The 13,014-nt window shown below is 36.5% G+C and carries 14 protein-coding genes; 6 read left to right on the forward strand and 8 right to left on the reverse strand.

Annotated elements, in window-relative coordinates:
* Nucleotides 1-56: 56 nt before the first annotated feature.
* The 4 genes from ACKVQX_RS08095 to ACKVQX_RS08110 all read left to right on the forward strand — a co-directional run bounded on the left by ACKVQX_RS08095 (nt 57) and on the right by ACKVQX_RS08110 (nt 2,637).
* The gene (locus ACKVQX_RS08095) at nt 57-920 is read left to right on the forward strand and encodes an aldo/keto reductase (protein WP_409136183.1); all 864 of its coding nucleotides are present in this window, start codon (nt 57-59) and stop codon (nt 918-920) included.
* 207 nt (nt 921-1,127) lie between these two features.
* Nucleotides 1,128-1,514, forward strand: coding sequence for a VOC family protein (locus ACKVQX_RS08100; RefSeq protein WP_409136184.1), 387 nt, complete (start codon nt 1,128-1,130; stop codon nt 1,512-1,514).
* Entirely contained in the window at nt 1,515-1,997 is a 483-nt protein-coding gene (locus ACKVQX_RS08105) for a GNAT family N-acetyltransferase (RefSeq protein ID WP_087680683.1), read from the forward strand.
* Between the two features lie 43 nt (nt 1,998-2,040).
* Complete coding sequence (locus ACKVQX_RS08110; protein WP_087680684.1) at nt 2,041-2,637, forward strand: hypothetical protein; 597 nt, start codon at nt 2,041-2,043, stop codon at nt 2,635-2,637.
* A 155-nt stretch (nt 2,638-2,792) separates the two neighbouring features.
* Here the strand turns inward: ACKVQX_RS08110 and ACKVQX_RS08115 are convergent, their stop codons facing one another.
* From ACKVQX_RS08115 to ACKVQX_RS08140, 6 genes are all read right to left on the reverse strand, one after another.
* Nucleotides 2,793-3,977, reverse strand: coding sequence for an MFS transporter (locus ACKVQX_RS08115; protein WP_409136185.1), 1,185 nt, complete (start codon nt 3,975-3,977; stop codon nt 2,793-2,795).
* A gap of 194 nt (nt 3,978-4,171) precedes the next feature.
* Nucleotides 4,172-4,372: a hypothetical protein gene (locus ACKVQX_RS08120; RefSeq protein WP_087680687.1), complete on the reverse strand. Its 201-nt coding sequence runs from the start codon at nt 4,370-4,372 to the stop codon at nt 4,172-4,174.
* 65 nt (nt 4,373-4,437) lie between these two features.
* Complete coding sequence (locus ACKVQX_RS08125; RefSeq protein WP_409136186.1) at nt 4,438-5,148, reverse strand: DUF2812 domain-containing protein; 711 nt, start codon at nt 5,146-5,148, stop codon at nt 4,438-4,440.
* Complete coding sequence (locus ACKVQX_RS08130; protein WP_087680691.1) at nt 5,145-5,456, reverse strand: PadR family transcriptional regulator; 312 nt, start codon at nt 5,454-5,456, stop codon at nt 5,145-5,147. Before ACKVQX_RS08130 ends, ACKVQX_RS08125 begins: the two co-directional genes overlap by 4 nt.
* 119 nt (nt 5,457-5,575) lie before the next feature.
* Nucleotides 5,576-6,487 carry a DNA/RNA non-specific endonuclease gene (locus tag ACKVQX_RS08135; protein ID WP_409136187.1) on the reverse strand — a complete coding sequence of 304 codons (912 nt, stop codon included), beginning with the start codon at nt 6,485-6,487 and terminating at the stop codon, nt 5,576-5,578.
* 23 nt (nt 6,488-6,510) lie between these two features.
* Nucleotides 6,511-7,152 carry a thermonuclease family protein gene (locus ACKVQX_RS08140; RefSeq protein WP_231726999.1) on the reverse strand — a complete coding sequence of 214 codons (642 nt, stop codon included), beginning with the start codon at nt 7,150-7,152 and terminating at the stop codon, nt 6,511-6,513.
* A gap of 274 nt (nt 7,153-7,426) precedes the next feature.
* On the opposite strand from ACKVQX_RS08140, the gene ACKVQX_RS08145 reads away from it, so the two are divergent.
* Nucleotides 7,427-8,503, forward strand: a complete 1,077-nt coding sequence (locus ACKVQX_RS08145; protein WP_409136188.1) for an iron-containing alcohol dehydrogenase family protein — start codon at nt 7,427-7,429, stop codon at nt 8,501-8,503.
* 127 nt (nt 8,504-8,630) lie between these two features.
* Here ACKVQX_RS08145 and ACKVQX_RS08150 read toward each other — a convergent pair whose 3' ends face one another.
* The gene (locus ACKVQX_RS08150) at nt 8,631-9,071 is read right to left on the reverse strand and encodes a hypothetical protein (protein WP_409136189.1); all 441 of its coding nucleotides are present in this window, start codon (nt 9,069-9,071) and stop codon (nt 8,631-8,633) included.
* A gap of 113 nt (nt 9,072-9,184) precedes the next feature.
* Complete coding sequence (locus ACKVQX_RS08155; RefSeq protein WP_409136190.1) at nt 9,185-12,475, reverse strand: S8 family peptidase; 3,291 nt, start codon at nt 12,473-12,475, stop codon at nt 9,185-9,187.
* A gap of 180 nt (nt 12,476-12,655) precedes the next feature.
* Between ACKVQX_RS08155 and ACKVQX_RS08160 the strand changes: the two genes are divergently transcribed.
* A complete protein-coding gene (locus tag ACKVQX_RS08160) occupies nt 12,656-12,988 on the forward strand; it encodes a hypothetical protein (RefSeq protein WP_343174982.1) in 333 nt (110 codons plus the stop codon).
* Nucleotides 12,989-13,014: the final 26 nt, after the last annotated feature.

The raw sequence follows: 13,014 nt of genomic DNA on the forward strand, positions 1-13,014 counted from the left end.
TCGTATTCATTATTCGTTATGCTTTTCAAAATGACGACCAAAAAGGAGATTGAACGATGTTTAACGAAAAGTACAAATTATCAAATGGTGTACACATGCCAAAAGTAGGCTTAGGAACATGGCTTATTAAAAACGATGTGGTCACACCAATCGTTGCAGACGCATTAGAGGTGGGGTATCGACATATTGATACAGCACCAGCGTATATGAACGAAGGTGGTGTGGCAGAAGCAATCCATGCAAGTGGTATTCCGCGAGAAGAACTATTTATCGCCACAAAAGTGGGAGCAGAGTCGAAAAAATATGACGGTGTTGTCCGTTCGATTGACCGCTCGCTGAAAAAGATGAATCTCGATTATATCGATTTACTACTGATTCATAGCCCACAACCATGGAAAGAGTTCCGCGAAGAAAATCGCTATTTTGAAGAAAATAAAGAAGTATGGCGTGCGATGGAAGATGCTTATAAAGAAGGAAAAGTGAAAGCGATTGGCTTATGTAACTTCCTGCAAGATGATATTGAAAACTTGCTAGAGAGTTGTGAAATTAAGCCGATGGTCAATCAAATTTTAGCGCATATTTCCAATACACCATTCGAATTAATCGAGTTTTGTCAAAAACACGATATTCTGGTGGAGGCATATTCGCCAATAGGACATGGGGAAGTGTTACAACACCCTCGTCTTCAAGCGATGGCAGAACATTACGGTGTATCTGTAGCACAGCTTTGCTTACGCTATGATTTACAACTAGGTCTATCGGTTATTCCAAAATCAACTGATCGTACACATATGGAAGAAAATACAGCACTTGATTTTGAAATTAATGAAGCAGATATGGAAGCTTTAAAACAAGTCGAAAAAATCGAAAGCTACGGAAAAGATAGTATCTATCCTGTTTTCGGTGGCAAAATTAAATAAAGTAAAAGTGAGGATGGGACAGAACAGCTCATTTTCCTTTTTTAGAGTTCACAACGAAAAACTGGAACCGCACAATAGCGCGATTCCAGTTTTTCTTATGCTCATGTAGGATGGTGTTTTTACACTTATGTCCCATCCCCTTTTCTCTTTACATCCCACTTAAACATCCGTATAATTCCATAAAATGAATAGAAAGGAATGATGATGTTGAATTGTACATTACGCTATATTATTTTATACGTCTCTGATTTTGACCAAGCCTATACGTTTTACAAAGATGTGCTGCAATTATCCGTTAAAATGCAACAAGGTACATATGTGGAGTTTGATACAGGACAGACGACATTCGCAATCAATACACGAGACTCTGTAAGAGAAGAAATCGGCTTAATTGTTCCACACGAAACGGAAAAAACAGCAACATTTGAAGTTGCATTTACAGTGGAAGATGTTGCACATACAATCGATATCTTGCGTGCAAAAGGCGTACAGATTATAAAAGAACCTGTAACAAAACCATGGGGACAAACAGTTGCTTATATAGCAGACCCAGACGGACATTATATTGAGATTTGTAGTGAAGTGGGTGCATAACTGATGTATATGATTCGAAATATGACAGAACAAGATGTTTTATCTGTGCAGCAAGTGGCGGCGGAGACATGGCACACAACCTATGAGGGCATCATTCCACGTCCTATTCAAGATGCTTTTTTACAACAAGCTTATGAAGAATCTCGCTTATTACAACGTTTACAGCATGGCTTTTTTTATGTAGTTGAAACAGAAGGAACAGTAGAAGGCTTTGCCCATTTCTCACCTGTAGTAAATGGTATGGTTACGCTATATGCAATTTACATTCATCCGGCGCTACAAGGAAAAGGAGTTGGCACAGCTTTTTTACAAAAGCTTCATGAAGATGTAGCTGGTGTAGAAATGATTGAGGTAGAAGTAGAACAAGACAATCAAATTGGCATACGTTTTTACGAAGCGAAGGGTTTTCAAGTACGTGAAATATATGAAGAAGACTTTGATGGTCACTTACTGAAAACAGTGAAAATGTTTAAGGTTGTGTAATTTCATGTTATAATTTTTCTACTAATTATTTGAGGGATATGACATGAAAACAATTGAAACAATGCATTTTTTACAACAAATAGAAGGCTATCAATTTTATTCGTTTGAGCAAGAACCCAAACAAGATTTGAAAATTGGCATGCCTACGAAATACTTAGAGAATATGAACTTTCCTGACCTTTATCGCTCATGGGGAATTGATGCGGTGAAAAATCCGTATGCAAAACGTAAATTAAAGCCGAGAGAATGGAAGGCGTTTGAAAAAGTATTTTTTCAATGGTTAAAACAATTTCCGTTTCTGAAAGAACCTTTATATAGCACGCCAAATTTAGAGTGCAATTGGGAACTCTTAAATATAAAAAAATGGTGGAAAAAAGACAATAAGGCTTATATGTCCATGCTAGAAGAAGCGAACGTATGGCATACGGACGCGACATATCGTATTATACAAATTGAACAATGGTGTGAATTAAAACAATTAGCTAAAATGGCAATTCGTGGTGTTCCACTTGTATTTTTTAGTGGTCTGGGTATTGTTTTTTACATAACCGATTGCCTAACGGTGCGTATTTTTGCAGAGGATATATCAAAAATAGAACAGACATTATTACAGTATATTGATTTTCAAATTTTACATTAAAATATGTCATAATCGTTAATCTTCTTTTGAAAATACTATTTTCTTGCTTTTTCTTATATATTATTTGGTTAGTACAAAATAGAGGCTTTTCAAATAAACAATCTAAATAATTTAAAAAGAGCTTCAGCGGAGATACGCTGAAGCTCTCTTACATATTATGCATTTTTTCGCATGATTCGTAAAAAATAAATGGTAGGTAAGATAAGTAGAGCAGATGCGAACAATCCACCTTCAATGGACGTATAAAGTGCGATAAGTCCAACAAGTGGTCCACCTGCTACTTGACCAAAAGCATCAACTTGTCCATAGAAGGAAAGTGTTGTCGCGCGCCCTTTTGATTCTAGTTGTTTATTCATCATAATATTCATGAGAGGGTAGTTCACATTTCGTAGTGAAGCAACACATAAATAAAGTACAACAGCTACTATAAAATGTGTTGTAAAAGCGAAATAAATCATGAATAGTATGAGCAAAGTATTCAACCACATGAGTAGACGAGCAAAATGCGAAGTAGCTACACGCTCCATCCACTTGAGTAAACCAATATTGAGCAAGAATGTGAGGGCATAGAACAAGCCGAACCAATAGACGGTGTAATGCTCATTCAATTGGAAGTTTTCAATGAAGTGAGCGCCCCATAAACGATCAAATCCTTCACTAGCGAGACCCATAAATAATGTAATGCTTGCTAAAGAGAGAAGCGTTCGGTCAGATCGAATCACATTCCAACTCGATTGTAGTGCTATTTTCATGTGATGTAGGTGTGATTGCTTTCCTTGTGTGATGGGTACAAACTTTGTTTCAGGAATCCAAAAAATAGAGAGCAAAGCGATGAGTAATAATACGGCACCAGCGAATAGGATGGCAATTTGTACCGTAAATAGACTACCAATCGCTACGCTTGTTAGAATACCGATAAAACTACCAATCGAACTAAATTTTGCGCCATTTAAAAGTGTGTGATCCAGCTGTTCTGGTGTGATTTCATCTGCAATCCATGCAGTTTCAGCACCGCTAATAAATGTCCAACCCATTCCCCATAATGCAGCCGCAATCGCAATCGCTGTAAAAGAGGGGATGCTTCCTTCTAAAAGATGTGCACAGCCAATGATGATTGTCCCGATAATAATCGATTTTTTACGACCAAATAAATCAGCGACTAATCCCGTAGGAATCTCACACAGTAAAACGGCTAATTCCATAATTGTCCCGATTAAAACAAGCTCTAATGGATTCAGTTGTGCATCTGAAACGTAGTAAATGATATTTAAAGTGAAAACAATTTGTAAACAAAATGCGCGTGAACTTGTAAAAGCATAATAAATAGATGGTGTTGTCATGTGTAACCTCCGAATGAAATTCATTTCAATACGGAGAATACGTCATTCCTTAAATGTGCATACCCTCCGTTTTAGGTGATGTAATGCAAGTAATGACTGTCATATTCATTCGCTCCTTTTTCATAGATTGCTTCGATTATAACATAATTTGTAAAATAAAAAACCTCCACATCATTTGTAGAAGTTTTTCATAATTAAAAAGAAATATTCATTTGATTGAGTAATTGTTGCATGATTTCAGCGCTACCATCTTGGAACATAAAAATTGAAAAAGCAATCATACAGACACCTGTTAAAGAAGCGAACCACTTTTTTGAAGGCATCCATTGTTTTCGAAAAGCCGTAATCAGTAATACAACACCCATCAATAAAATCAGAAAATACCAAAAACCCATATAATCCAACTCCTTTCGATTTTGATTAAGAACGAAAATAGAAGGAAGAAGTTCCAAATAATGTTTTAGGCTTTGCGTATTTTGTGTAACAAAGACATAGTCGCGTAGATTAAAAGGATACAGCCAATTCCACCAATACAAGCTGCACTAAGAATGCGTAGTGGTTGCGATTCAAAAAGAAATAGTGTTATTACAGCTAACAATACAATCAGGTATGGCATCCATTTAGAAAAAGTAACCAACGAATTTTTTTGCTCGACTTTCCACTTATTACTTGTGGCAGCTAATGTCGTCCAAGCAAGTGGGATCGTCAAGACAGTTAGTAAAATAGAGAAGATCAGTAAAAATAGTTGTAAAACTTGTGTTGTCTGGTCATATAAATACCAACTAAGAAATGTAATAGGAATGAATGAAATAGTCGTGATTTGAAGCGGTTTTAAAGAGCTTTTATATTTTTCAACCTGTGTTGCATCATCGGTATAAAGTGACTTTGTTTCGGGGGCAGCTTTGAATAAATGAATATTTGCTTGTGAATCAACATGTGACCAGCCCGCCTGATTGAAAAGTTCAAGGTATTCGTCATCACCATCCTCTAATATACGATAGTCAATTTCATAAATCCAATCTTTCTCAGTCCCTTTTTCAAGTGTATAACCTAAAAAGGAAAACTTTTTAACATGCCATCCTTGTTTGGATAACTCATGTAAACGTGTCATATCTTTTTGTTCCGAAAAAGCCAATCCATTGGACATAATATATTTCTTTTTCACTATCATCTTTCCTCCATTTCTTGTTCAGCTAATTGAATCATCTGTTTTCGTAATTGAATTTCTTCCTTTAGAATGGTGCGTCCTTGCTCCGTCAGTGTATATACTTTTCTACGTGAATCGGAATCATCAAATAAATAAATCCATTGATTATTTAATAATTTTTTTATAATGGTGTACATGGAAGCAGGGCCAATTGTGATCAAACCGTTTGATGTTTCTTCGATTAAATTCATCATCGCGTAACCATGTCGTGGCTTTGCTAAGGCAGACATAATATAAAACATTGAATCAGTTAGTTGTTCATTTTTTTTCAATATATCACCTCCTGATATATCACTTTATGATATATATAATATCGCTTTGTGATATAAAAGTAAAGAGATAAATAAAAAATACGCTAGGTAATCGATTGATTACCTAGCGTACTTGAAGTTTATTCGCCTACAAGTCCGTCACCGTCGCGGTCATCCATATAAGGATATAGCCAGTGATCTTTTGTAATTGGCATTTTGAATCCAGCTGCTTTTGCTTCTTTAATTGTGACTTGTCCGTTACCATCTGTATCTACAGCTGATACATCACCTTTTGTTTGTAGTTTTGAAGAAGTTGTCGGTTGTTTTTTAGTTAAACCGAGTTCTTCATTTCGCTTATCTGGATTACCGTTTGCATATTCATCTACAACGCGATTACCTTTAATTGTGTATGTGTATTTATAACGGGAAGGAATTTGTGTTTTCGTATTTGGATACGTGATAATCGCTTCAAAATCTGTTGCGCCACCTGCTTTACGAATCGCGTCTTCCATATAGGCTTGGTCACCATGACGGTTTAGCGTACTATCTTGTGGTGTAATGTTATAAGCATTTGATACACCACCAAGTGAATCGGCAATGACATGTCCTTCGTCTAAATCTTTACGTTCGACACCTGGAACTTTCGCTTCGTCTCTACAGTATCTTCCTGATGATGTAACTTGTTCAGTACGATCATTTTGTAAGGTGATCTTTTTAGCAGTGACGCGAATTAATTGGCCATATTGGTTTGTAAATGCCCAATACTCACGATTTCCAAAGCCGATGTCTACTACAACATTTGCTTCACGACTCCCAGATAAATTACAAGCATTCGCTTTGATTAATTTGTAGCCTTTGAATTCATCTTTTGAAGATGTTGTGTTTTCTTCTTTTTGAGTAGATTGTTTTTCTTGTGTGTTACTTTGATTGTCATTTGCTTGTTGTGTTGACTCGGTTGTTTGTTGTTCAACCGGTGCAGTTTTTTCTTCCGAGCATCCAACAAGTGCAAAACTAATGGATGCTAGTAAACCTAATTTAATCAGTGTTTTCATAGATGTCTTACTTCCTTTATTCATTAGCGTTCACACGCCCAGTTATCGTGGTCGCGGTCCATCTTTGCTTGGTAAGCAGGGTGACTTTTCGGTACACCATTTGGATAGACTTTGCGTAATTCAGTGCAGTTTTTAAATGTCTTTGATGTGTTGACTGTCACAGTAGAAGAAGGTTTTTTAGAAGCGAAACCGCTGTTCGTTACATAACCTTTCTTAGACCAAATACGTAACTTTTCTTTTTTTGCTTTAGACTGCGCAACTAAATATTTCGTTTTATATTTCGTATTCGGTGCATAAACATATGCAACGCGAGCATAGCCTTTACGCACAAGTTCTAAATTCAAGTCTTTACCGTCAACATATACATACGCTAATTTACGTCCGTATTTATCACCTTTATAGCCTGTACGGTCAAAATCGAGTTGAATTTTTTTTGCGTTTTTTAAGCGATTCTTCGTATAGTTACTTGCTTCTTTACCATAAGGTTGAACTCCCTTAGAAGGGTGGACCGTTTCAGGTGTATCAACAAGTAGGAAGCGCACTTTCATATTCTTTCCCTTATACTTAAATGTTGCTGTATCACCATCTGTCGCACGTACAAGTGATACGGTTTTAAGCGAAGCCGCTGTAACGGTTTTCGGTGTTGTGTCGATTGGGTTTAACATCGATCCGCCAACTAACGAGATGCCAAGTACACTCGCCAAAACTGTCTTTTTTAATAAAGCCCAATTCATGTTCAATTCACTCCAAGTCATTTACTTTGTTGGAATCGTTTAGATATTCCAACATGAATAAACTAACGATAGAAGAAAAGCATGTAATTGTCAATTAAAGTGAAAAAAGCATCTTTTTTGTGAATTCATTTTATTTTTAAAGTATAAAATATTCTGAAAATCGTTTATCATAGTAAATAGCATACAAAGAAAGAAGGCAATCATCATGAAAACAATTGAAGTACATGCAGCACCAAGTGAATATATTTTAAAAGAAGGTGCTTTTGAATTATTAGAAGAAAAATTACAACAACGTGGCATCCAAAGTATCCTTGTTGTGACAGGGACGAAATCATATGAAGCTGCAAAAGCGTATTGGCCAGAGATGCCGAGTATGACAGAAACTTTTTATACATATCAAGGTGAATGTTCTTTCGCTGAGATTGATAAAGTGGTAACAAAAGCGAAAGAAGTAGATGCGATTGTTGCTTTAGGCGGAGGAAAGGTAATTGATTTAGCGAAAGCAGCAGCGAATGAATTACATAAACAAGTGATTGTTTTACCGACACTAGCATCTAACTGCGCACCGTGGACACCACTAAGTGTTATTTATGATAATGAAGGGGCATTCCATCATTATGATATCTATCCGATTGCGACGAGTTTATTATTAGTTGAGCCGAAGTTATTACTTCATGCGCCGCGTGATTTATTCGTTGCGGGTATTGGTGATACATTAGCGAAGTGGTATGAAGCCGCTGTACAATTACGTACGATTGAGCATTTACCTGTACCGCTCATGATTTCGTATGAAGCAGCGAAACAGTGTAAAGAGTTACTACTACGCGATTCAAAAGAGGCTTTACGTGCGATGGATGAAGGTGTACTAAATGATGCCTTTATTCAAGTGGTAGAAGTGATGTTCATGTATGCAGGTATGGTTGGAGGTTATGGTGATCATTACGGGCGTACAGCAGGTGCACATGCAGTTCATAATGGATTAACGGCTTTAGAGGAGAGTCATGCGTTGTTACATGGTGTAAAAGTGGCTTACGGAATTTGTGTACAGTTAATGCTTGAAAATCGTCCAGAAGAAGTACAAGCATTACGTGCATTTTATGAGGAACTACATCTTCCTCAAACATTAAAAGAGCTAGGTTTAACAGAAGTAACAGCTCAACAATTACAAGAAGTAGCTGAAAAAACAACGATTCCAACAGAGTCCATTCATTTAATGCCAATTGGTGAAATAACGAGTGAACGTGTACTAGAAGCGATGCAAGCACTTGAACAACTCGTATAATTAAAAATAACTTGTAGGTCGTAAAAGACCTGCAAGTTATTTTTTAAATAAACCTCGCTAGTCTATATATGAAAATAAAAAAACAGGTTCATAAAAGTAAAAGAGGCTTAAACAAATAATGTCAGCCTCACTTTTCTGTAACGAGTTGGTGAACAGAACCGTGGATGAGTGTATAGTTTTTATTATAGGCAGAGAGAGCATCGTCTTTTGAAATCCAAATGACGGTCGTTGTTTTAGGTCGTTCTTCATCAATTAATGCCATTTTATAGTGATACTGAATGGGTGTTTCATTTTGAAACCATTGTCTTTTTATACGCCATTGTTGAAGTGTCTTACGCGTTTTTTCATAGAGCGGTTCACCCTTTGTTGCAGTGAAGATTTGCTGATGCGGCTCACCCTGTGAGACATTCCACAAAGTAATACGGTCTACAACGATTTCAAAGCGATCTGAATCGGTGACGAGTGTATCGACAACATCCTTTGGTTTAATCGCAATATAAAAGGTAGCACTAATGATAATGAATGCAACAATCCCAATTAATAAAAATAGTTTTGAACGATTTTCCATATACTTCGCCTCCTAGTCACTTCATTCATATAACCGTTCCCGTATTTTCAAATAGTAGACCATCCCATTAAAAAAACAGGGGAAACGATATTCGTTTCCTCCTGTTTTAATTGTTATTTTTGTAATGTTAGACGTAATTTATAAGGATCTGCAAATGCATTTCCTTGACGGTCTTTTACTTTAATCGCATAAGTTGTATTTTTCTTGAATGTGTAAGAGCCGATTTCTTCATCACCTACACCATATGCATCGAATGTTTTAAGTTTTTTACCATTTGCATATAACGTGATGACAGGGTCAAAATCTGCCGCGCCGCTTAATGCTAAACGCACTTTTTTCGTTGTTTTATTTTTGAATGCATACCAGTCTTCATCACCTTGTAGATGGCCAGGATTTAGATAACCTGTTTTTTCATAAACCGAGGCACTTTTCTTCGTTAATGAAATCGGGTGAGAAGGGCGATTATTTTTTACTTTATTTTTTGCATCTTCATCTTTCGTTACACCTTGTTGAATTTTTAACTCATAAGGATAAATCGAGAATAGATCCGTTGTTAAAAATGCAGTAGGTTGAGCTAATACGAAGAATGTATCACCTTTTTTCGCTTCAATTGAACCGCTGATTGGCTCACCATTTAAGTCATTTCCAACAGGCTTAGATGCAGATAAATCATTCCCATCCATTTTGTGATTATGATTCTTATCTTCATAAACCGTAATAGACTTCGTGTACAGATTATGCCATTCTTTTGAATACTTCGTATCATCAAATGGACTTAAATCCATCTTCATTTGATAGATACCGTCTTTCGGTGCTTTAAAGTAATAGAAGTCTACATCGTTTGGACGTGCAAAATTCGCTGTTACTTTTTGATTTACACGAATCGTTTTTGCTTGTTCAGGTACATTGTTTTGCTCGTATTTGTCTACTATATTTGATTGTAATTTTTTCGCTGTGACACGATAGCCATTTTTCGGAATCGAGCCAACTGAGCCAACACCAACTTCTACTAGATACGTCGTATTTGCTTGTAAACTCGCAATGGCTTTTTTCTTCATAATACCGTCTTCTGTACTATTGGAAGCTAAAAATTCTTCTGAACGCATACCTGTTTTTGGATCATTTTGTACTTCATAAATTGTGACAGAAGGTTGTTCAGCAGCGTGTGCGACAGCAGTATTAAATTCATAAAAACCAGAAGTAGTGGTTTTGAAGTAATAACCATCTAAGTCAGTTGAACCTTGTAAAAAGCCTTCTACACCATTCACTACATCAAATGGTCGGCCTTTTTTCTTAAATAATTGTTCGAGTGTATACACTTTAGTCGGGTTTGTACGATCTATTTTTTGGCTTGTTTCTGGATTGAATATGATTGAATCTTCATCGGCTGGCATCGTACGACTTGATAATGTCAGTTGATAAGGCAGTAAAGATGCTTTTGGTGAGACAACACCTTCTTTTAATTGATTAAGGACATCTTCTTCAGGCATTGCTTCACTATTGCTACTGTTCGATACGATAACTTCATATTCTTCACCTGTTGTGGCAGGGAACGAAGCATATTCAGCTTTTCCAATACCATTTTTATTAATCGAAACAAGTGGTGCACTGCTTTCTTCATTTAATAAATCTTGTTTTTTGTAGACTTCAATCGAAAGGTCGACACCAGGTAGAGCAGATGTTTGAACTTGAACTAATTCATCTTTGGTTGCTTTTATATGAAAGGCGTCTTGGTCAACTCCATCAGCTGTTTCGTTCATATATAGTCCATATACTTTTGTATTTGTACTTTTTAATGCCATCGGTTTTTCAATCGAAGCTTCATCTTTTGGTTTACTAGACTGTTTTAAAATATCTAGTGCATAAGGTGTATTAGTGTGTCCATATACATTTTTAACACCGATTGCGACTGTACCATCTTCTTTTGCCTGTACAAATCCCGCTTCTTTTTCACCAGCGCCCGTATCTTGAATCGTTTTTGTTTGAACTTTTGTACCGAAAGTTTTTAAAACAAGTTTTAAATCCGTTACGTTGTTAGATGAGGCAGTAGCTTGGATTAGTTCACCTTTTTTCACAGGTACTTGATACCACTTTGTTTCATTCGGTTGTTTAAGTGTCCCTTTTTTCGTCTGTGTTCCTTTTATAACCGTAGCATCTTTTAAAATGGTTGCGTTCGTCCATTTTTTTGATGTAAATGTCGGGATTTTCCCTTTAAAATTTTGAGCTGCCAGTGGTTGAATGAAACCATAACCGTATTTTAAGTCATAACCTTTTGTGCCAAGATCTTTTGCTGTTTTTTCAAGTACATAGGCAAGTTGCTCTGGTGAATAAGCGTGATTGATAAGTAGAGAAGAAGCAATCCCCGCAGCAGCAGGTGAAGCCATCGATGTGCCACTCATCGTTTCAAAAGTTGAGCCACGTGTCGCATCATAAGAAGTGGAATAAATATCCTCACCAGGAGCCATTAAATCGAGTGATGCTCCATAATTCGAAAAGTCACTACGCTTTTTCTTCGCATTCACTGAGCCAACACTGATGACATTCTCTAATGAAGCAGGGTAGTCTGGGCGATCTGTATCATCATTACCAGAAGCTGCGAATACCGCCACTCCTTTTGCATGTGCTTTTTGCACAGCTTGGTCGACAAGAGGTGAATATAATTCATTACCTAAACTCAAATTAATCACTTTTGCGCCATCTTTGATCGCTTGGAGAATCGCTTTTGCGACATCATAGTCAGCAGCATATTCAGAGCCATTGAAAACATCGTAAGATAGAATTTCAGCATTTGGATTAACACCATATCCACCAATACCATTATTCATTTTCGCTGCTATAATTCCTGCAACATGTGTACCATGTGATTTTTTGACTTGTGCCTTCATGGGATTCGCGATATTTAGTGCCTTTTTGACTTGACCTTTTAATTCAACATGATTCGCATCAATACCTGTATCAATGACAGCAACTTTAATTTTTTTCTTTTTCGTTTGTTGCATTAGCTTTTTTGTTTGAAATAATTGATGCGTATATTGTAAAGATGCTTTTTCATCCGTTTGTCCAGAAGTTTCATACAATGGACTTAGAGAGAGGCGTTCAAATCGAGCGTCTTGTGAAAACCAATCAATCGCTTTTTTCATCGCTTCATCTGTTTTAAACTGAACAACCATTGTGTGCAGATCTGGAATTTGTTGTATAATCGTACCTTTCAGTTGCTGAATCTCTTGGTATGTATAGTCATTTGAAGACTGAATAACAAGTGTACGTTTTGCATAGGATTTTTTTGTAAGATTTTTTTGAATTGAAGAATTAGTTGCCTGTGCAACTGGTGCTGGTAATGCAGCTGTTAATAGTAGGGCAGAAGCTGCCACTGTCGATACCCATTTATAAATTGTTGGTTTCAAAGAATCACTCCCGTAAATAAATTGCTTTTGTATCATAACACAAAGCTTTTGTCGATGCAGTGATTTATATGACGTAAATTTGTATTAAAAGGATGCCTAAAATAGCCAATCCCTATAGAATGTTATGATATAAAGGATACTTGAAAGGTGAAAGAATTAAAAATTAGGGAGGAATAAAATATGTGTGCGCGATATACATGCCCCATTTGTGGGTATGAGGGATTAGCAGAACCCCCATATTACGATGACTTCGCTGGAAGTAATGAAATATGTTCCTGTTGTGGTTTTGAGTTTGGAGTAGATGATTTTGATTGTGATGCATTTGAACATGACGGTTTAACAGAGCGACAAATTGTAGAAAAGTCACATCATATTTGGCGAGAAAAATGGATAAATCGTCATTTTGAGTTATTTGATGCAAGCGCCTTTCCTAAAGAGAAGAAACATGGACGATTTTTAAAAGAAGCAGAAGTAATCAAGCAATTAAATCGTATAAAAAAAGAGGGGCTTTGACAATATGAATTGTCTAAGTCCCTCTT

Origin of the sequence: Kurthia sp. ISK08, from assembly GCF_046159805.1 — a bacterium.
Lineage (GTDB): Bacteria > Bacillota > Bacilli > Bacillales_A > Planococcaceae > Kurthia > Kurthia gibsonii.

What these genes read in the sequence shown, in the direction of transcription:
- ACKVQX_RS08095 (WP_409136183.1), top strand. Translation starts at nt 57, where the DNA reads ATGTTTAACGAAAAGTACAAATTATCAAATGGTGTACACATGCCAAAA.
- ACKVQX_RS08110 (WP_087680684.1), top strand. Translation starts at nt 2,041, where the DNA reads ATGAAAACAATTGAAACAATGCATTTTTTACAACAAATAGAAGGCTAT.
- ACKVQX_RS08115 (WP_409136185.1), bottom strand. Translation starts at nt 3,977, where the DNA reads ATGACAACACCATCTATTTATTATGCTTTTACAAGTTCACGCGCATTT.
- ACKVQX_RS08120 (WP_087680687.1), bottom strand. Translation starts at nt 4,372, where the DNA reads ATGGGTTTTTGGTATTTTCTGATTTTATTGATGGGTGTTGTATTACTG.
- ACKVQX_RS08125 (WP_409136186.1), bottom strand. Translation starts at nt 5,148, where the DNA reads ATGATAGTGAAAAAGAAATATATTATGTCCAATGGATTGGCTTTTTCG.
- ACKVQX_RS08135 (WP_409136187.1), bottom strand. Translation starts at nt 6,487, where the DNA reads ATGAAAACACTGATTAAATTAGGTTTACTAGCATCCATTAGTTTTGCA.
- ACKVQX_RS08140 (WP_231726999.1), bottom strand. Translation starts at nt 7,152, where the DNA reads ATGTTAAACCCAATCGACACAACACCGAAAACCGTTACAGCGGCTTCG.
- ACKVQX_RS08145 (WP_409136188.1), top strand. Translation starts at nt 7,427, where the DNA reads ATGAAAACAATTGAAGTACATGCAGCACCAAGTGAATATATTTTAAAA.
- ACKVQX_RS08150 (WP_409136189.1), bottom strand. Translation starts at nt 9,071, where the DNA reads ATGGAAAATCGTTCAAAACTATTTTTATTAATTGGGATTGTTGCATTC.
- ACKVQX_RS08160 (WP_343174982.1), top strand. Translation starts at nt 12,656, where the DNA reads ATGTGTGCGCGATATACATGCCCCATTTGTGGGTATGAGGGATTAGCA.